This is a genomic window from Comamonas sp. NyZ500 (assembly GCF_016772095.1).
GTDB classification, from domain to species: domain Bacteria; phylum Pseudomonadota; class Gammaproteobacteria; order Burkholderiales; family Burkholderiaceae_C; genus Comamonas; species Comamonas thiooxydans.
The window spans coordinates 225,711-245,475 of sequence record NZ_JAEIJE010000007.1 but is presented as its reverse complement, the minus strand read 5'-3'; the positions used below and the strand labels follow the sequence as shown (position 1 = coordinate 245,475).

Annotated in this window: 17 protein-coding genes and 1 tRNA gene; 7 read left to right on the top strand and 11 right to left on the bottom strand. The window is 58.7% G+C overall.

Translation table 11 applies throughout. The features are described from left to right. The 6 genes from JAO85_RS13525 to JAO85_RS13500 all read right to left on the bottom strand — a co-directional run. The coding region (locus tag JAO85_RS13525) for a hypothetical protein (RefSeq protein ID WP_370552203.1) at positions 1-1,037 on the bottom strand (1,037 nt) is incomplete at its 3' end. 73 nt (positions 1,038-1,110) lie between these two features. Then, a complete protein-coding gene (locus tag JAO85_RS13520) occupies positions 1,111-3,189 on the bottom strand; it encodes a chromosome partitioning protein ParA (protein ID WP_202788253.1) in 2,079 nt (692 codons plus the stop codon). A 23-nt stretch (positions 3,190-3,212) separates the two neighbouring features. Then, on the bottom strand, positions 3,213-4,988 hold the full coding sequence (locus tag JAO85_RS13515) for an SLBB domain-containing protein (RefSeq protein ID WP_202788252.1): 1,776 nt from the start codon (positions 4,986-4,988) through the stop codon (positions 3,213-3,215). A 26-nt stretch (positions 4,989-5,014) separates the two neighbouring features. Further along, on the bottom strand, positions 5,015-5,995 hold the full coding sequence (locus tag JAO85_RS13510; protein WP_240487553.1) for a chain-length determining protein: 981 nt from the start codon (positions 5,993-5,995) through the stop codon (positions 5,015-5,017). 146 nt (positions 5,996-6,141) lie between these two features. Further along, positions 6,142-6,813, bottom strand: a complete 672-nt coding sequence (locus JAO85_RS13505; RefSeq protein ID WP_003054139.1) for an ABC transporter ATP-binding protein — start codon at positions 6,811-6,813, stop codon at positions 6,142-6,144. Beyond that, on the bottom strand, positions 6,810-7,649 hold the full coding sequence (locus JAO85_RS13500; RefSeq protein WP_237734832.1) for an ABC transporter permease: 840 nt from the start codon (positions 7,647-7,649) through the stop codon (positions 6,810-6,812). Before JAO85_RS13500 ends, JAO85_RS13505 begins: the two co-directional genes overlap by 4 nt. Positions 7,650-8,175: 526 nt before the next feature. On the opposite strand from JAO85_RS13500, the gene selD reads away from it, so the two are divergent. Further along, entirely contained in the window at positions 8,176-9,246 is a 1,071-nt protein-coding gene (gene selD / locus JAO85_RS13495; protein WP_202788251.1) for a selenide, water dikinase SelD, read from the top strand. 116 nt (positions 9,247-9,362) lie between these two features. On the opposite strand, the gene JAO85_RS13490 is transcribed toward selD, so the two are convergent. The 5 genes from JAO85_RS13490 to JAO85_RS13470 all read right to left on the bottom strand — a co-directional run bounded on the left by JAO85_RS13490 (position 9,363) and on the right by JAO85_RS13470 (position 12,930). Beyond that, a complete protein-coding gene (locus JAO85_RS13490; RefSeq protein WP_003067511.1) occupies positions 9,363-9,830 on the bottom strand; it encodes an Lrp/AsnC family transcriptional regulator in 468 nt (155 codons plus the stop codon). Positions 9,831-10,597: 767 nt separating this feature from the next. Then, positions 10,598-10,674: transfer RNA gene (locus JAO85_RS13485), tRNA-Gln, on the bottom strand. Between the two features lie 123 nt (positions 10,675-10,797). Then, a complete protein-coding gene (locus JAO85_RS13480; RefSeq protein ID WP_003054127.1) occupies positions 10,798-11,118 on the bottom strand; it encodes a heavy metal-binding domain-containing protein in 321 nt (106 codons plus the stop codon). A 331-nt stretch (positions 11,119-11,449) separates the two neighbouring features. Continuing rightward, on the bottom strand, positions 11,450-12,352 hold the full coding sequence (locus JAO85_RS13475) for a LysR family transcriptional regulator (protein ID WP_003067507.1): 903 nt from the start codon (positions 12,350-12,352) through the stop codon (positions 11,450-11,452). A gap of 29 nt (positions 12,353-12,381) precedes the next feature. Then, positions 12,382-12,930: a MarR family winged helix-turn-helix transcriptional regulator gene (locus JAO85_RS13470; protein ID WP_003075854.1), complete on the bottom strand. Its 549-nt coding sequence runs from the start codon at positions 12,928-12,930 to the stop codon at positions 12,382-12,384. Positions 12,931-13,203: 273 nt separating this feature from the next. On the opposite strand from JAO85_RS13470, the gene JAO85_RS13465 reads away from it, so the two are divergent. The 6 genes from JAO85_RS13465 to JAO85_RS13440 all read left to right on the top strand — a co-directional run bounded on the left by JAO85_RS13465 (position 13,204) and on the right by JAO85_RS13440 (position 19,736). Then, entirely contained in the window at positions 13,204-14,331 is a 1,128-nt protein-coding gene (locus JAO85_RS13465; RefSeq protein WP_202788250.1) for a cupin domain-containing protein, read from the top strand. Positions 14,332-14,472: 141 nt separating this feature from the next. Further along, positions 14,473-15,180, top strand: coding sequence for a fumarylacetoacetate hydrolase family protein (locus tag JAO85_RS13460; protein WP_202788249.1), 708 nt, complete (start codon positions 14,473-14,475; stop codon positions 15,178-15,180). Positions 15,181-15,192: 12 nt separating this feature from the next. Next, complete coding sequence (maiA, locus tag JAO85_RS13455) at positions 15,193-15,837, top strand: maleylacetoacetate isomerase (protein ID WP_202788248.1); 645 nt, start codon at positions 15,193-15,195, stop codon at positions 15,835-15,837. A gap of 118 nt (positions 15,838-15,955) precedes the next feature. Further along, positions 15,956-16,948: a Bug family tripartite tricarboxylate transporter substrate binding protein gene (locus tag JAO85_RS13450; RefSeq protein WP_370552205.1), complete on the top strand. Its 993-nt coding sequence runs from the start codon at positions 15,956-15,958 to the stop codon at positions 16,946-16,948. A gap of 383 nt (positions 16,949-17,331) precedes the next feature. After that, positions 17,332-18,000: a hypothetical protein gene (locus tag JAO85_RS13445; RefSeq protein ID WP_202788247.1), complete on the top strand. Its 669-nt coding sequence runs from the start codon at positions 17,332-17,334 to the stop codon at positions 17,998-18,000. Between the two features lie 212 nt (positions 18,001-18,212). Next, on the top strand, positions 18,213-19,736 hold the full coding sequence (locus JAO85_RS13440; RefSeq protein ID WP_012838771.1) for a CoA-acylating methylmalonate-semialdehyde dehydrogenase: 1,524 nt from the start codon (positions 18,213-18,215) through the stop codon (positions 19,734-19,736). The last annotated feature ends 29 nt before the right edge of the window (positions 19,737-19,765 follow it).

The following is a 19,765-nucleotide window of genomic DNA, read 5'->3' as shown; positions in this document are numbered from 1 at the left end:
GCAGCCTTGGCCTGGGTCAGTTGCTCGGTCTGCGCCAGACGCTCCTGCGCCAGCTTGGCTTGCTCGTCGCGCGCCTTGCCGAGCTGCTCCAACTGCTGAACTCGCTCCTGCGATTGCGTCTCCACAATCAGCTTGGCCTGGGTCAGTTGCTCCGTCTGGCTCAGACGTTCCTGTGCCAGCCTGCTCTGCTTCTCAAGCGCTTGGCCCAGTTGCTCCAGTTGCAGGGCTAGCTCCTGCGAGCGCTTTTCGGCAGCAGCTTTAGTCTGGGTCAGTTGCCCGACCTGAGCCTGAAACTCCTGCAACAACTTCGCCTGTTCTTCGCCATTGAGACGCAGTTTTTGGCGCTCGCTGTGATGTACATGCAAGGCCGCCCGTGCATCTCGCACAAACAAGGCATACCCAATGCCCGGATGGCGAGTGGCTTCGACTGCAGTCTGCACCATGCCTTTTTGTTGAAGAAACTCTGCCACCTCTTCAAGACTTGTGCCGTCTGGCATTGCGTGCATTTCGCCCAGCAAGACTCTTGCAATGACTACATCCACCAGATCCAGCTTGCTGGAGGCTCGCAACAAAGCCCCTGCAGGCAGGCAGTCAATGACCAGCCAATGTCCTTCACCCATTGGCTGCTCGGCGTCTTCGCTCAGGTCACTAAACAAGGCGTCCAAGGTAATGGCACTCAGCTCTTTGACCTCTTCCGTTTGCAGATTGGGCCAAAGACTCAAAAGCGATCGAGGCTCCAGCAGGCCACTTTCCTGCTGACTGTTGGCCACGAAAAAGGAAGCCGTGCCCTGTTGAGCCGCAACCACGGTATTGCGTATTTCGCAATGTTGAGCACGTTCACCCAACAAGTCCAATGTGCGCTGCAAGGTCGAATATTGCAGAGGCTCCGCCTCTATAAACGTCACTCGGGACTTGCTGGCTTGATGCGCCAGCCATTGCGCCCAAATGCCCTTGCCGTTACCAGCCCCCACCAGGGCGATATTTCTGGGGGGCATCAGTACGTTCAAATGCTCCAGCCAGAGGATGATGGTATTCATTGAGCTACTCATAAAAATTCTGCCATTTCAGCCACGATCAGTGACTGCAATTAGTGCACGCAAAGCTTTAGTACTACTGGCGCTCTTTTCTGAATGCCTTCACTTCCGCGTACAGGCTCCAAGGCAGGGAAATACGGCCGCCCAGTGTTTTGGTATTTGCCACCAAGCAAGCGCCTAAACGATATGAGAGGTGTTGTTTGATCAGCTCTGCCTCGTGCGCATCACGATATTGCGTAATGGGCGGTAGTTGGAGGCTTTTGTTTGCTGCCTCGTCCTGCGTGTAACGCTTTGTCTCTGCGCGCAATGCAAAAGGCATATTCAGCCAACCGCCAATACTGCGCGAATGCCTGATCATGGTGGCACCCAGGCGATAAGAAAGCTGCTGCTTCACGCGATCAGCGGCTCCGAAAAGAGCCGAGGGCTGCGGTTTTAGCTCGGATTTGAGCTTGCTGTTTTCCAGGTAATGGCGCTCCAGCTCTTCCTGCACTTTGTGCAATTGGGTCAGCAGCAGTTCGTTTTCTTTTTCCAGGTCAATAGCGGCAGAAGCCTTCGCGCCTTGGGCCTGCAATTGTCGTTTCAGCTGTTCTTCGCTTCGCTGCAATTGCACGGTTTTGTCCTGCGCGGCTTTCAGCTCTGCCTTGACTCTGGGCAGCTCGGCCTGAGTCTTTTCCTCTTGCTGAGCCTGGGCCTTGCGGTTTGCCAGCTCCTGCTGAACTTTCTGCAGCTGCTCTTGCAGCGTCTGCTTTTCCCGCCCAACAGCTTGCAAGGCAGTGTTCTTTTCCTGCGCAGCTTTCAGATCAGCCTTGACTCTGGGCAACTCGGCCTGGGTCTTTTCATGCTGTTCAACCTGAGCCCTGCGGTTTACCAGTTCCTGTTGCACTTTCTGCAGTTGCTCCTGCAGCATCTGCTTTTCCCGCCCAACGGCTTGCAAGGCCGTGTTCTTTTCCTGCGCAGCTTTCAGATCAGCCTTGACTTTGGGCAGCTCTGCCAGGGCCTTTTCCTGCTTAGTGGCTTGCAGGTAGCGGCTTTCAAGCTCTTCCTGCACTTTGTGCAATTGCTTCAGCAGCAGTTGATTCTCCTGTCCACTGGACTGCAATTCAGTGACTTTGGCGGCCAGCAGGCGCTCCTGCTCCTGTGCACTCTGCTGCGCTTTGACACCCGCCTGATTCAACTGCTCAATCTGCCACTCACGCTGCTGCAATTGCTGGGCTTGTTCGTCCAGCTCTTTACCCAATTGCAGCAGGCGCTGGGCATGTGCCTGCATTGCAGCCTGTTGCGCAACAAAGCTCGACCAGGCTTGATATCTACGATTGGCCTGCGAACTTGATTCAACCAACTGTCTTCCTGTCTGCGTCTGGCTGCGCTGCGGCAGCGACGCAGCAGCCTGCAACTGCTCATAAAGCTCAGTCGCTTGCGGATATTCTTCCAACAGTTGCTGTGCAAGCCATTGAGCCAGAGGATTGCAATCAAGAGCTTGCTTTTGCTTGCCCACCGGGCCAGCGCTGACCTGTACGAGGCCATTGCCCAGGTCCTGGCTATCGTGATCAGCTAACGATTGTGCCTCTTCGATGGGCAATCGAAGTTGGGCATCTACATGCAAGCTGAGTTGCTGCAAATAGCTTTGCGCAGATGCCTTTACCTGCGCTGCGTGAACAAGCAGGCTGCGTTCAGGATTGCGCAAATGAAAATGCAGCAGCGCGGAGTTATAGGCAAGCCAACCATTGACTCTGGCCTCCTGCTCTTGCGGATTAGCGTCGGCATGCTCCATAGCCTGGCGTGTAAACACGCTTTGCGGCTCATCAAACACCAGAACGAATACCGTCTGAGGATCTTGTGACTTCCAGTAATCCAGCAGATAGACCGCTTGTGCATCAGCCCAGCCCCACAGAGGCTGCTCCACATTGGCCAGCATCAAGTCCAGTGCCAGACCCTGCCAGACCGGAGCCACTTCGATTTGATTCAGTTGATCTGCATCGCTCACATGTTGAACTGGAACAGCGCCATGCACCTTGACCAGGGTTTCACTGATCTGTGCCGGCACAAAGCCTTCGCGCCTGGATGGCTTGGCCTCGGCCATGCCACAGTCCAGCAGCAACTCCTCCACACTCTCAAAGCCCGACTGAGGGTGCCCCACCACAATAATTTTGTTCATAGCTATTCAACAAATCTGAAAAATCAAAGACCGAACACAACCTTTGCACCAATAGCGATCTGGTACATGATTTGAGTGATGTCCTTCCAGAACTGGCGCTTTTTCTCGTCTACCTTCGGCAACACCAAGACCTGATCGCCAGCCTTGAGTCGGGTGTTTTCAAAAAGCTTGCCGGTATCGACCTGCTCGAACGCGCCATCCCTGTGCGCGACAACCACACGGGCAGCATCCGCTGTCTGGGTGAAGCCGCCAGCGCGATCGATATAGTCCTTGAGGCTCAGAGAGCCGTCGAATGCCACGGCATTGGGAAAGAGTACCTCCCCGCTGACCAGCACCAGACCATCCTTGCGCGGTATGCGAATGACATCACCGTTTTCCAGCAGCATGTTGTCACGCTGTGCTGCCTGTGCAATCTGAACCTGACCAGTGGGTTCCACCTTCTTGGCGCGCTCCACCCATTGCAGGGTCAGATCGGCTTCTTCCTTGCGCAGTCGGGCCTCTTCGCTACTGCCACTGCGGGCTGTGAGCAATGCCGTTTCCAGGCTGCGCAAGCTGGTGGCAAGCATTTCCTTCTGGCGCTGCTTCACGCTCTGGCGGAAGAGTTGGATGCTTTCAGGCTCGGCGTCTGTCGAGGTCTGAATGTTCTGCATCAGCGCGCCCAGACGGGTGCCATAGGGCAGCACATACTCCTGCGAATTCATATGCTCGCCTTCGACGCGCACGCTAATGGTGCCGGGCTTCTTGTCAGCGGTAAATTCCAGTTCATCACCGTTTTGCAGCACCAATGCATTGGCCTCCTGCAGCGGGTAGTACTCCGTGTTTTTAACTGTGCCGGTATTGCGCGCAATCCGCACATGGGTGGCCTGGGCCTGCGGCTTGGCCAGTTGCATCAACTGAGCCACGGTTTCCGAGCCTTGGGCAAACTCGAAGCGCTTGGCGTTGTTCACAAGACCCGATACGCGCACTCGGTTGGCAATGGGGGGGACAAAAATCACATCTCCATCATTAAGCTGCAGCAGCGGCAACTGGCCTTTGAGCAGAAAGTCATAGAGATTGAAAGTTGCACGCACGGAGCTGCCGCGCTTGACCTGAACGGTCAGAAAGCTGCCGCGCTCCGGGTCAATGCCACCCGCCTGGTCCAGATAGTTAAGCAGGCTGTCCATGCTGGTGCCGTTGTACAGGCCAGGACGCATGACATTACCGCCCACAAAGATCCGCACCGGCTGGGCTGCAGCCAGGCTGGCATAGCTGTAAACATTGGCGCGGAATACACGGCGTACTGCGGCCTCTACCTGCTGCTGAAGATTCTTGTTGGCAATGCCCAGCACCTTGATTGGCCCGACCTGAGGCAGGAAGATATTGCCCTGTGGGTCGACAGCGGCCACGCTATCAAAGGTAAAACCACCCCACAACCGCAAATGGATACGGTCACCCACCGTCACCAGATAATCAGGGTTGAACTGGGTTGCCCCGGCACGTGCAAAGTTGCCCGTAAACAGGTTGGCGCCAAATACATCGCTATTGAGATTGGCCGTGTAATCAGCCGTCTGGGGGGCTTGCGGCAATACGGGAGCCTGCATGGGGACAGCAGCGCCAGAACGGCTTGCTGAAGCATCACTGGAAGTCCCGCCAGAAGGCAACAAGCCCAGCGCCTGATTGATCTGAAAAGGATCAACACTGGACGCCGATGTGTCCTGACGTGAACCAGCTTGAGAGATCTGTGCCTGAGCCGGTACCAAACCAGTCAGCAGCACCGCGACTGCCGAACTGATACAGGTATGCGCGATAAAACGTTGCATGATGAAACTCGAAAAATTCAAAACAATCAGTCGCGGTGGTCGCGCACGATAGAGGCCAACAGTTGCACCAATCCGGCCAACAACAGGGCGCCCAGGATAAAGGTGGCGATGTTGTAGATGCGGCGGGGCCGCATCGGGTACTCAGGCATAGACGGGCTTTGCAGCACCAGTACTTTCTTCAAGGTTCGTGTTGCCTCTACCCTGCCTTTTTCCAGTGCCACCAATGCGCTCTTATAGGCATCCTGCTGAAACTGGGCCTCCAGTTCCAGGCGCTGATACTCTTCTACGGTCTTGTTCAGCGACTGCCCCTTGGCACTGGTCAAACGGGCTTTTTCCGTTTTGATCTGCTTTTCCACGGCCTGGATCTGAAGATCGACTTCCACAACGGCGGGCGCTGTAGGTGCCAGGTAGCCCAGCAGCGCCGTCTTGCGGGCACTGAGTTCAGTCAACTGCTCTTCGAGCTTGTTGACCACACCAGCCAGGTTCTCGGCAGCGGACTGGGGCGAAATCAGACCCTTGGCATTCTGGAAGGACAGCACGCGCTGACGCGCGTTCAGTGCATGCTCACCGCGCTCCTTGACCTGCTTTTCGAGAAAGTTCACCTGCTCCTGAGCCAATTGGTGGCCCAGCGCATTCATATAGCGCTCGCCCTCATGCACCAGTGCATTGGTGATCTTCTGGGCCATTTCTGCATCGTAGGCCTGAGCCTGGATGACCAGCACCCCCGCATACTCGTCGTACTCCACGCTTACACGCGACAAAAAATGCTTGTGAAAGAACTCCAGCGATGCATCATGGAAGAACATGCGAGAAAGAATGTCGTGATCGTGGCTGCTGTAATGCTCGCGTAGATTCAGGTCTTTATCCAGTTGCAGCAACATATCGACGGACAGCAATCTGTCGCGCAGCAGCATCTGATCTGCACGCGAGATTCCATCGCCACCAGCCAGCAGCGACCCGAAATCCAACGCCTGTGATGCGGCCATATCGGTACGCTGGATCAGCACATGGGCCTCTGAAACATAGCGATCGGAAGCAATTACCCCCCAGTAAAATGCCGCCAATAAAGATGCACATAGCGCAACAGCCAAGGCCTTCATACGCCAGATGACTCGAAGCATTCCCGTAAAACGTTCTTTTTTCAATAACTCAGTCATTTTGAAATACTATCTTTATAATTTTTCAGAGCGTCTTCAATATCATCAAACCAATGGGCCTGACCTTCGTGCAACCATATTCCAGCCTGACAAAATTGGCGTAATGTTCCATCACTGTGCGACACCATAATCAAGCCAGAACGGTCAGCAATTCGCTGAAATGCATCGGAGGCTTTTTTCTTGAACGAGGCATCGCCGGCAGATGTTGCCTCATCCGATATATAGACATCAAAATCAAATGCCAGAGACAACCCGAATTGCAGGCGTGATTTCATCCCAGAGGAATAAGTGCGAACGGGCTCATCGAAGGATGAGCCCAATTCAGCAAAATCTTGTATATAGGAAATTTTCTCAGCCATGGCATGTGGCGAATCAAATCCATGCAAGCGAGAAACAAACTTGGCGTTCTGGCGTCCTGTCAAAGAGCCTTGCAGACCACCGCCATACCCCATGGGCCATGACACTCGACAACGCCGCTCCACTGTTCCTCGCGTAGGCGCATCAATCCCACCAATCAGGTTGAGCAGGGTAGATTTTCCGGCACCATTACGACCGACCAGGCCCACGCTGACTTTGGACGGGATGCTGATATTGACCCCTTTGAGAATCCAGCGCCCTGCCCCATGAGGGGTCTGGTAGCGTTTATGCACATTATTGACAATAATCATTGTGCTCTCAAGTTCCGAGCAAACCGAACCTGCAAGGCCAGGCCGAAGAAAATGGAAACCACCCCAAACCAGAAAAGATATTTAAAATTGGCTTCCGGGGCAGCGTGATAAACGGGAAAAAAACTGGATCTCAGCAATTCGAGTCCATGCGCGAATGGATTATAGAAAGCCCACTCTCTATACTGAACCGGTATTGCCGACAATGGGAATATCGCACCCGACAGGAAGTACAAGGGCCGAAAAAGGAACATCATCAAATTCCCGGCTTCAGGAATAAGATCGCTGAGAACGGAGAGAATGAGTCCGACACCCAGAGCACCGAGCATCAACCCAATATAGGCAAGCATGGCCTCCATGGGCGAATCCGGAATAACGGAATGACCCAGAAAAGCCAAAATACCCAAAAGCACAATCAATATCAGAAGACCCAAAACGGCTTCAAGACCCGCTCTGACAATCACGGTATCAATGGGGCGTACCTGACGATAGGCAAACAAGGCCTTGTTGGCATCGACTGCCCCCATGGCACGCTGAAAAACGTTCTGCACCGTGAAGTAGCCAGTGAGCCCCAGTACCAGCCAGACAGCCACATCTGCTCCGGCCACGGAGCGTGCACGCACAACCGTGTACAGAAGCAGCATGAGGCCTGCATGCAACACCGGCTCCAGCACGATAAGCACCCAGGCACCGCGCGTAGCGCTCAAGCGCGCAACGGCTTCGCGCAGGAAAAGTGCATTCCATACCGCAAAAGTAACGGAAAGTGAACTACGTGGTGCGGTGATCTCACCAGAAGACGGGGCTGAGTCCAAAATAAATCCTCGTTCTTTTGGACTCAAGACGCACTGAAATCCAATCGGCTGATTGTAAATGAAAACATAAGCAAAACCTTATTACAACCAGCCATCACACCCGTTTCACATTCAATTACATTATAAATAATCTATCGATTTGACAGACTTGATTTATTTTGGCTATTTCATTATTTCAATGTTAAAGGTGGTTAACTGAAATTTTTTCAATCTGCAGAGTACGTTAGCTCATGAATATGATATTCATCTCTCACACCGATTTTCGGAAAATATCAGTCAAAAATAACAAAGCCTAGATCATTGACATCTGACCATTAAAAACTTTAGTTATTAAGTATTCAAAAGTAATATTCCACAGCGCCAGGTACACCGCAGAGCCATCTTGATGCCTCTCCAAGCACATCTCCCAGAGAATCGACAATAGACTGCAGACCAAGACCCCAGACAGTCAATAATGAGAGCCTACTGTGCATTCGGGATGAACTTCCGGCACAGCACAAGCATCTCTATCACTACCGCAGCAACATAAGTGCTGCTTGCCGCCTGGATTGACATGAACACCACTCAAGAAACCGCCTCCCCCGCGACCCCGCGCCTGACTTCTCTCTCCCACGGTGGCGGCTGCGGCTGCAAGATTGCGCCCGGCGTGCTGTCGGAGTTGCTGGCCAAAAGCAATCTGCCCAAGCAGTTTTTTCCCGACCTGCTGGTAGGCACAGAGACCGCGGACGACGCGGCCGTCTACAAGATCAATGACGAGCAAGCCATCGTGGCGACGACGGACTTTTTCATGCCCATCGTCGACGATCCCTATGACTTTGGCCGTATTGCCGCCACCAATGCGCTGTCCGATATCTACGCCATGGGCGGCACGCCGCTGATGGCGCTGGCCATTGTGGGCATGCCCATCAATGTGCTACCGCACGATGTGATTGCCAAGATTCTTGAAGGCGGCGAATCGGTCTGCCGCGATGCAGGCATTCCTCTGGCGGGTGGGCACTCGATTGATTCGGTGGAGCCCATCTACGGCCTGGTCGGCATCGGCATCGTCAACCCCAAGCAGATGAAGCGCAATGCCGATGCCAAGGACGGCGATGTGCTGATTCTGGGCAAGCCCCTGGGCGTGGGTATTCTCTCGGCGGCGCTCAAGAAAAATCTGCTGGACGATGCAGGCTACCGCGCCATGGTGGATGCAACCACCAAGCTCAACCGCCCCGGCGCCGAGCTTGCCAAGCTTGACGGCGTGCACGCGCTGACCGACGTGACCGGTTTTGGCCTGCTGGGCCACGGCCTGGAACTGGCCCGTGGCGCCCAGCTCAGCGCACGCATTGACAGCGCCAAGCTGCCCGTGCTGCCCGGTGTCCAGGCGCTTGCAGAGCAAGGCATTTTCACGGGCGCATCGGGGCGCAACTGGGCATCCTATGGTGAGCACATGCAGTTGGCATCGACCGTGACAGATGCCCAGAAAGCGCTGCTGACCGACCCTCAGACCTCTGGCGGCCTGCTTGTTTCCTGTGCGGCAGATGCTGTCCAGCAGGTGCTCAAGGTCTTTGCCGACAGCGGCTTTGGCGACGCTGCAGTGATTGGCCGCATGGAGGCAGGCGCGCCCAAGGTCTTTGTGGACTGAGCGCACCAGGCAGTCGAGAAGGGGCACGCCCCTGCTCTCCTTCCACCACAGAATGCAAAACGCCCGGCTCAAACCGGGCGTTTTGCATATAAGCGTCAGATTATGACTCTGGGCTTCTAAGCCTCTCCCACAACCTCGGCCGTGGTGCGGCGGTCGATCTTGCGGCTCAGCACCACCGAGGTATAGGTCTGCTGGATGCCGTCGATCAGGCCGATACGATCGAGCAGCGCATCCAGTTTCTCATTGCTCTCGCAGCGCACAAACACCATGTAGTCGTACTGTCCGCTGACGGCCGACACCTCTTCCACCTCAGTGAAGCGGTTGAGCGCCTGCATCACCGAAGTTGCTGTCTTGGGCTGAACACGGATACCGCAATAGGCACGCACGGCAGACTGCTCCATGCGCGAGCCAAGGCGAACGCCATAGCCGGCGATCACGCCCTCCTGCTCCAGCTTGGCGATGCGAGCGACCACCGTGGTCCGAGCCAGATTCATCTGCCGAGCCAAATGCGCGGTCGAGGCACGCGCATTGGTCTGCAGCAGGCGCAGCAGCTGGCGGTCCGTTTCATCCAGTCGATATTCCATACCTTGTCTATCCAAATCTTGCCGTGCACTTACGCAAACGCTGCGTTAAACACAAACCCCAAGAACTCTCTGCCACCACCTGCAGCCATGCCTTGCACCGAGCGACTTCTGTTGCTGCTCGCCCTCAGCCAAACGCGTGGAGCGAACCTCAGCGACACCCGACAGCCAATCATTGTGTCAGCTAACCCAGCCTGGTAGTGAGCTTGTCTTTTCAGATGGCAAATATGTATACATTTGTTTCAATCAGGCAAAATACATCAACATATCTGCACTTGCCTGCGCTTGTGACCATGGCAAGGGCGCACTGCGGTACGTCAGAGTGACTCCGGCCGAGACCAGGCCTCTGTCGTGGGCGAGCGGTCAAGCTCGCTCACAAGGACCCAAGTGCGCTCACCGAGTAACAGCGACACAAAAGAGCGAAGAGTCTAATGGTTGTTTTCCCGCGCTCATCGATGCCACCGACGATACGGCGAAAACACTCGGTAAGTTTGGCTGGTTTGCCGCAAATATCTGCAAAAGGTAAGTGCTTACCCCAGGCTATCCCTTGGCCTGGTGCGTCGCTTTCGGCAATGCCTGAGCCCACCAGACTGCAAGCAGCCTCCAATCACCGACAACTGCGCCTTGTGTTGCCCAGCAAGGCTGGATGCGCGACAGCGCAACCTGAGTGCCCCAATTGCGCATGACTGAAAGCTTTGGGCTCGCTTGCATGCTTTCCAAGCTCACAAACAAAAAACCCTGCTCATTGCAATGAGCAGGGTTTTGGATTTTGGCAGGGGAGGAAGGATTCGAACCTTCGCATGCTGGAATCAAAATCCAGTGCCTTAACCAGCTTGGCGACTCCCCTACAATGGAACGAATTCTACAACGACTTTTCGCTATAAATTTCGAAGTAGTCCAAAAATGTGCAATTGCACATGGAATAGGTTTGCAGCCTTCCTGGCGTCAAGCCAGCTCAGTCGCTGGCTGCCTATTCCACGACGACAGCCGTGCCGCTGGCCGAGACCATGAGCATGCCATTGCCCTGACCCAACACCTCGAAATCAAGGTCCACGCCAACCACCGCATTGGCTCCCGCCTCGGCGGCGCGTTGCTCCAGTTCCTTGAGGGCAATTTCACGCGCTCTTTGCAGCTCGCGTTCGTAGGTTCCAGAACGCCCGCCCACGATGTCGCGAATTCCGGCAAAGAAGTCCTTGAACACATTGGCGCCCAGAATGGCCTCGCCCGCCACCACGCCGCAATAACGGGTGATGCGTTTGCCTTCGATGGAGGGAGTGGTTGTGACGATCATGCTTTGCTTTCTTAAAAATCAGCGCAAGGAGACAGGCAGCCATACGCTCTGGTCATAGCGCTGCGCGTGGCAGAGGCAAAGGCCGATACAGGCCGGGCCTGGCCTTGCCGCAGGCGCCAAGTCATCCGGTCGGATCAGTATATGCGTGCAATCCGCGCTGTTATCAAGGCGATGGCAGCTGCGTCCATCGACGCTCAGGGCTTCTCATGACTGACTCCCAACGACTTACTCCCAACTGCTCTGGCAGCGCAGACCAGCCTCCATGCAGCGCAGGATGCAGGGTCAAATCAGAAGTCAGGCCGCCCCATCAAGGGCAAGACGCCATCAAAAATCATGCATCCGGCAATAGCAGCTTCTGCATGCCTTGCACGGCATCGCGCAGAAAGCTCCAGGTCGTGGCTATGCGCGGAATCTGGCGCGACTCCACGGGCATGCTCATCCAGAAGGTGCGTGTGAAACACGCCTGCTCGGGTAGCACGCGGCTCAGTATCGGGTCCTTGTCGGCCACAAATGCCGGCAGCACGGCCAGACCGGCACCGGCACGCACGGCCTCGTATTGAGCGGTGATGCTGGTGCTGCGCAGCGCAAAACGCTCGGGCCGGTGCAAGGTATCCAGCAGTTGCAGCTCGCGCGTGAACAGCAGATCGTCCACATAGTGCACAAAGCTGTGATGGCGCAGGTCCTCGGTTCTGGCCACCAATGGCTTGCGCGCCAGATATTCACGCTGGCCGTACAGATAGAGCCGGTAGTCGGTCAGCTTGGTGACCACGACCGAGCCACGTTTGGGCCGCTCCAGCGAGATGACGATATCGGCCTCGCGGCTGGACAAATGCAGCATGCGCGGCAGCGCCAGCAGGTCCACGCTGAGCAGCGGATAGCGCAGCGTGAGCCTGGCGAGCTCGGAGGCCAGCATCTGCGTGCCAAAGCCTTCGGTGGCCCCCACCCGCACCAGCCCCGCCAGCCCTTCGGCAGTCGCTGCATGCGCCAGGGGCCCCCGCTCCAGCCCGTCCACCGCGCTTTGCATGGTGTTGGTCACTTCCTGCAACTGCCGCCCAGCCTCGGTCAGCCGCCACTGGCCGCCTTCGCGCGCAAACAGTACGGCACCGAGCTGCTTTTCCAGCGCCTGAATGCGCCGCGACACCGTGGTGTGCTCGACTCCCATGCGTCGCGCAGCCGCCGCCATGCTGCCGCTGCGCGCCAGCTCACCAAAAAAACGCAGATGGTCCCAGTCCAATGTCTTTCCTTGCGGTCGCGGTTCGTGGTTCAGTCGTTCACGCTGCCCTGCACCTTGCCCGTGAGGCCCTTGACCGCCTTGACGGCAGCACTGCGCTTGCGCTCGGCACTGCGCTGGGCCACCGCACTCGGGGCGCGTGCGAACTCGTCGTTCTCATGGATCAGCAGCGACAGCATTTCCATGAACTGTGCCCGTTTGTCGTCGGCAAGAGGCTCCAGCATGCGGCGCTGGGCGCGCAGCACCGAAGGCTCGGCAGCGACCAGCAGATCGCGCCCCTCTTCGGTCAGGCTCAGCAAACGCACGCGTCGGTCCGCAGGGCTGGCGTTGCGAGCCATCAGGCCGCGTGCTTCCAGGCGGTCGATCACGCTGCCGATGGTGGAAGTGTCAAAACCGATATTGCGTGCCAGCGTGCGCTGGTCGATGCCCGGCTGACGCAGCACGGCCGACAGGGCCGCGTACTGCACGGGCGTCACGCCAAATTCCTCGGTTTCTTCCATGAACACGGCTACGGCGATCTGCTGCAGCCTGCGGATGTGGTAGCCGGGATAGTTTTCTAGTTCTGCGGGTTGGTATTGCATGTCTTGGGTGGCCGAAGCCGAGCCCGCCCTGCCATGCGGCAGTTGAAGGGCCATGACTGAAAGACCCCGATATTCGCACGACTGCCGCCCCGATTCGAGCCAGGCCTGCTACCGGGTTTAACCCAATCATCGCTGACGCAGATCAACATTATGCTAATCATCAGTGTGCTGTTTATTTGATTCACAGCCTCTCTTTGACCCCATTTCAGGCCACAAGCCACCAGACCAGGCAGCAACGCACTGCCAAGCAGATACCAAAGAAAGAGACAAACCATGAGCCTTGCGCAAGCCCAGCCCTCACCGGTCAAGCTCACGGCCCGCGACGCCCCCGGCCAACCCGAGCCCACAGCTGCGCTTGCGCAGCTGTACCGAGGTTTCGAGCAGGAAATGCTGGTGCCGCTGTGGACCGAGATCGGCGGCCTGATGCCCGCCCACCCCAGAAGCCAGGCCGCCGCCCATCTGTGGCGTTGGGAGAATCTGCTCAAGCTGGCTGATGAAGCCGGTCGCATCGTCCCCGTTGGCCGGGGCGGCGAGCGCCGGGCGATTGCCCTGGCCAATCCGGCGCTGGGCGGCCGCCCGTTTGCCACGCCCACGCTGTGGGCTGCCATCCAGTACCTGATGCCCGGCGAAGATGCGCCCGAGCACCGCCACACCCAGCATGCCTTCCGCTTTGTGGTCGAAGGAGAAGGCGTGTGGACCGTGGTCAACGGCGACTCGATCCGCATGTCGCGCGGCGACTTTCTACCCCAGGGCGGCTGGAACTGGCACGCCCACCACAATGCGGCCAGCCAGCCCATGGCCTGGATAGATGGGCTGGATATTCCGTTTGCCTACTACACCGAGTCCCAGTTCTTCGAGCATGGCCGCCTGCATCTGGACCCGCAGGAGCGTGCCACGCCCGAGTTCTCGCGCTCCGAGCGCCTCTGGGGCCACCCTGGGCTGAGCCCTGTGGCGCATCTGCAGAACAGCCCGAGCACGCCTTTGCTGGCCTACCGCTGGGTGGACACCGACCGCGCGCTGACCGAGCAACTTGCGCTTGAAGCCGAAGGCTGCGCCGCCACCGTCAGCCCAGGCCATGCCGCCGTGCGCTACACCAACCCCAGCAATGGCCGCGACGTGCTGCCCACCATTCGCTGCGAAATGCACCGCGTGGCTTGCGGCGCCAGCACCCGGCCAAAGCGCGAAGTGGGCTCTGCCGTCTTCCAGGTCTTCGACGGCCAGGGAACGGTGACCGTGGGCGAGCGCCAATGGCAGGTGCGGCGCGGCGACATGTTTGTCGTGCCCTCCTGGCAGCTGTTCAGCGCGCAATGCGATGCCGACCAGGCGCAGCTGGATCTGTTCCGTTTTGCCGATACGCCGATTTTCGAGGCCGTCCACGCGTACAGGGCGGATACGCCCTGAGCCGCTTCGCGTCTTCCCCCTCAAGGGGGAGACAGCCTTTGCTGCGGGGCGGCGGCGCCGCCCAGGCCCTTGCTGGCTGTCTCACACATGGAACGCGTCTTTTTCAAGTACCTAGTCACCGATACCCATCAGGAATCACACATGACCCAAGCCAACTATCTCTGGGCACCATCCCCCGTCCAATCCCTGCCCGTGCGCGGCAGCGAGCAGCGCCTGCCCGTCAACCGCCTGTTCTTTGTGGGCCGCAACTACCACGCCCATGCGGTGGAGATGGGCCGCCCCGTGGACAAAAGCACAGAGCGTCCCTTTTATTTCACCAAGGCCCCGCAGACTCTGACCGAATCGGGTGCCACCGTGGCCTATCCACCCGAGACCAGCAACTACCACTTCGAGATGGAGCTGGTCGTGGCCATCGGCAAGGCGGGCTTTCGCATTCCTGCCGACCAGGCCCATGAGCACATCTACGGCTATGCCTGCGGCCTCGATATGACGCGCCGCGACCTGCAGCTGGTGGCACGCGACAAGGGCCGTCCCTGGGATCTGGGCAAGGATGTGGAGCAGTCCTCCATCGCCAGCGAAATCGTGCCCATGGCCGGCAAGGTGATCGAGTCCGGCCTCATCGAGCTGAGCGTCAACGGTCAGCTCAAGCAGCAGTCCGATGTGAACAAGCTGATCTGGAATCTCCGCGAAATCATTGCCGACCTGTCGCTGTTCTATCACCTGCAAGCCGGTGATCTGATCTACACGGGCACGCCCGAAGGCGTGGGCGCCGTGCTGCCCGGCGACCGGATCACAGGCCGTGTGGAAGGCGTGGGCGAAATTACCCTGAACGTGGGCCAGCCCGAGTAAGGCGCGCAGACCATGAAGCTCTACAGCTTTTTTCGCAGCGGCACCTCGCACCGTCTGCGCATCGCCCTCAATCTCAAGGGCCTCGCGCCCGACTACCTCCCTGTCGATCTGCGCGTGGACGAGCAGGCCGAAGCGCCTTTCAAGCGCATCAACCCTCAAGGCCTGGTGCCCGCGCTGACGCTGGACAGCGGCGAGACGCTGATCCAGTCGCCCGCCATCATCGAATGGCTGGAAGAGCGCTACCCCGAGCCTGCGCTGCTGCCTGCCGACCCCGAGGCCCGCGCCCATGTGCGCGCCCTGGCGGCCATCGTGGGCTGTGATGTGCACCCCATCAACAACCGCCGCATCCTGCAGACCTTGCGCCAGCAGTTCGGTGCCGACGAGGCCTCCATCAACGCCTGGTGCGCCACCTGGATCACGACCGGCTTTGACGCCATCGAAGCCTTGCTGGCACAGGACGACACACGCGGCAGCTTCTGCTTCGGCAAGGCCCCTGGTCTGGCCGATGTCTATCTGATTCCGCAGGTCGAAAGCGCACGCCGCTTTGGCGTGGATCTGGCCCGCTGGCCGCTGATCAGCGCCGTGGATGTTGCCTGCAGCGCCCTGCCCGCCTTTGCCCAGGCAGCGCCTCTGGCCCAGCCCGACGCTCCGCAATAGACCCGTCCCCTGCGGCCGCGCCCGGACGCGGCTGCCCAGCAACGCTTTGCAGTCCCTAAAAAACACCCACCGGAGACAAACTGTGAAATACAAGCAAAATCAGCACCAAAGCCAATCCATAACTACGCAAACAGCTATCAAAACAATAGTTTCCGCAGCGGCGCTGCTGGTCGCAGCCGGCCAGGCGCTGGCCCAGGGTGATGCCTCCAGCTATCCCAACCGCCCGGTGACCGTGGTCACGGCTTTTGCCGTGGGCAGCGGCCCCGATGCCGTGCTGCGCATCGTTGGCGAAAAGCTGGCCCAGCGCTGGAAGCAGGGCGTGACCGTGGACAACCGCCCCGGTGGCGGCGGCTTTGTCGCCATCGAGTACGCGCGCCGCGCCAAGCCCGATGGCTATACCCTGCTGCAACTGGACAGCGAACATATCTCGGCCCTGCCCTATCTCTACAAGAACAAGAACTTCAACACGCTGAGCCACTTCGACCCCGTGGCCCCGCTGTTCCTGACCCCTTTCTTTGTGGCCGTACCCACGAATTCGCCGTGGAAGAACATGGGCGATCTGATCAAGTCCGCCAAGGCCGAGCCCGGCAAGATCAGCTACGGCTCCTGGGGCGTGGGCAGCCCCGGCCATCTGGGCGGCGAATGGCTGGACTATCTGACGGGCAGCAAGATGACCCATGTGCCTTACCGCGAGGTCAGCCAGCTGTTCACCTCGGTCGCCAACGGCGACCCGACCTGGAGCTTTGCCAGCCTGCCCTCCAGCCAGGGCATCTACAAAAGCGGCAAGATCCGCTATCTGGCCGTGGCCGCGCCCAAGCGCATCGCGCAAATGCCCGACGTGCCGACGGTCGCCGAAGCCGGCGGCCCAGCCGAGCTGGATGTGAACTCCTTTGTCTCCCTGCTCAGCCCCAAGGGCGTGGACGCCGCCGTGCGCGACAAGATCCGCAGCGATGTGGTGGCCGTGCTGCAGGACCCGCAGGTCAAGGAGAAGTTCTCCACCTTCGCCTTCCAGCCCATGAGCTTCACCGTGCCCGAGATGCAGCAATTTGCCAAGAAGAAATCCGAGCAATACAAGCTGCTGATTGAAAAAGCCCAGATCAGCCTGGATTGAGAGCCGCTTGCGGCCATCAAAAAGATCACGGCGCAGGCATACGCCTGCAGCCGGCAAAGCCCCGTCAGCACAGAGTGCACGGGGCTTTTTTTCATTGACGCGACGACCCGACTCGCTCCGGATCAAGAAGGCCGCACATAGACAGCAGAGCTCCAAAGGCGTGCAGAAAACGACCTCGACCCGGGGTTACACTTGTTGCGAGGCGTTTCTCCGGATTCCCATCCCACCTCTAGAACGCCCGCATGCCATGAGCCCCCGCTGATAAGCGTCAGGGCTGTTCGGCAGCTTCCCGCCCAAGCCGCAGCGCCGCCTGTCTGCCAGGGCCCCCATGCTGTTTTCACGTGACTCCACGCGATTCAGCCCCTTTAAATCGTTATAAAAAGATGAACAATTCCATCAAGACTGCCGTCGCTTCTTTGCTGCTGCCCCTGGCCGCAGCTTCGCAGGCGGCCGAGCCGCCTTCGCCCATTGCTGCCGCCGAGCTGTACATCCGCACTCTGGTCAATCACGACGAGCAGGCCATCAGCCAGCTCAATGACTATCTGCGTCCGGACCGCCTGCGCTCGGGCCGCAGCGCGGACTACGCCAACGCCGCCGAACTCAAGCAAGCCGACAAGGACTTCCCGCGCGAAGTCACCGACGTGGCCCTGCCCCTGTTCCCCGAGGCGCAGCGCAGCGCCCTGCGTGCGCCCGTGGAAAGCCTGATGAGCACGGTGCAAAAGGCGCGCCAGCAATCGCAGTGCAAGACCGTCTCGGCCACCAAGCCCAAGCTCGACAAGCATGGCGTGCTCAATACCGATGTGAAGTTCAGCTGCCAGCTGGTCAAGACCCCCGAGACCTGGGCCGAGGGCATTCAACGCATGGTGCGCAACAAGCTCAGCCTGGATCAGGTGCAGGGCGAACTCAAGACGCTGCAAGCTGCATACTCAGCCCCCGCCAGCTACACCTACGAGGGCGTACTTTCCCTGGGCATGGTGCCCAAGGACAAGGACAAGGCCTGGCGCAACGACTTCGCGAGCGAAGCCTTTGACGAGATGTTCAGCGAGCTCTAAGAGCACCTGAGAACGGCAAAAGGGCCCGGGTGGGCCCTTTTGCATTTTGCCGCCGCAGGTACTGCAACCATGCCTGCACGACAAGCTCCAAAGCGCTGGCAGACATAGCATCCACTTGTGCACATTTGCACACCCTATGTGCAGTGTTTGCTATTGCTACAGCAAATCCGCACACATACCATGAGGAACGAATTCACCAACGGAGACACCTCATGAACGCACCGACTTCCGCCAAGGTTCTGGCGCCCACGGTCAAGCTGCTCATCAACGGGCAGATGGTCGAATCCAAAACCACCCAGTGGCGCGATGTGGTCAACCCCGCGACGCAGGAAGTGCTGGCGCGCGTACCGTTCGCCACGCCCGACGAGGTCAACGCCGCCGTGGCCAATGCCAAGCAAGCGTTCAAGACCTGGAAAAAGACGCCCATCGGCGCACGCGCCCGCATCTTTCTGAAGCTGCAGCAGCTGATCCGCGAAAACATGAAGGAGCTGGCCGCCCTGCTGACGGCCGAACAGGGCAAGACCCTGCCCGACGCCGAAGGCGATGTCTTCCGCGGCCTGGAAGTCGTGGAGCACGCGGCCAGCATCGGCAATCTGCAGCTGGGCGAGCTGGCCAACAATGTGGCCAACGGTGTCGATACCTATACGCTGAACCAGCCGCTGGGCGTGTGTGCAGGCATCACGCCCTTCAACTTCCCGGCCATGATTCCGCTGTGGATGTTCCCCATGGCGATCGCTACGGGCAATACCTTCATTCTCAAGCCTTCCGAGCAGGACCCCATCGTCACCATGCGTCTGGCCGAGCTGGCACTGGAAGCCGGCGTGCCTCCTGGCGTGCTCAACGTCATCCACGGCGGCGAGGACGTGGTCAACGCCATCTGCGACCACCCCGATATCAAGGCCATCAGCTTTGTGGGCTCGACCAAGGTCGGCACCCATGTCTACAACCGCGCCAGCCTCAACGGCAAGCGCGTGCAATGCATGATGGGCGCCAAGAATCACGCCATCGTCATGCCCGACGCCAACAAGGAGCAGTCGCTCAATGCCCTGCTGGGCGCTGCCTTCGGTGCGGCCGGCCAGCGTTGCATGGCGGTCTCCGTGGCCGTTCTGGTGGGAGAGGCCCGCAACTGGATTCCCGATCTGGTGGCCAAGTCCAAGACCCTCAAGGTCAATGGCGGTACCGAGCCCGGCACCGATGTCGGCCCTCTGGTGAGCTGCGCGGCCCTGTCGCGTGTCGAAGGCCTGATCGAGCGCGGTCTGGCCGACGGCGCCACGCTGGAGCTGGACGGTCGCAAACCCGAGGTGGCAGCCTATGCCAAGGGCAATTTTGTCGGCCCCACCATCTTCAGCGGCGTCAAGCCCGGCATGAGCATCTACGAGCAGGAAATCTTCGGCCCCGTGCTGTGTCTGGTCGCTGCCGAGGACATCGATCAGGCCATCGAGTTCATCAACGCCAACCCCAATGGCAACGGCACGGCCATCTTCACCCAATCGGGTGCGGCCGCGCGCAAGTTCCAGGAAGAGATCGATGTGGGCCAGGTCGGCATCAATGTGCCCATCCCCGTGCCCGTGCCGCTGTTCTCGTTCACGGGCAGCCGTGCCTCCAAGCTGGGCGACCTGGGCCCCTACGGCAAGCAGGTGGTCATGTTCTACACCCAGACCAAGACCATCACGGCGCGCTGGTTCGACGACAGCACGACCAGCCACGGCGTGAACACCACCATCAGCCTGAAGTAAGCCGGCCATGAAACCCGACAGTGCAGCCC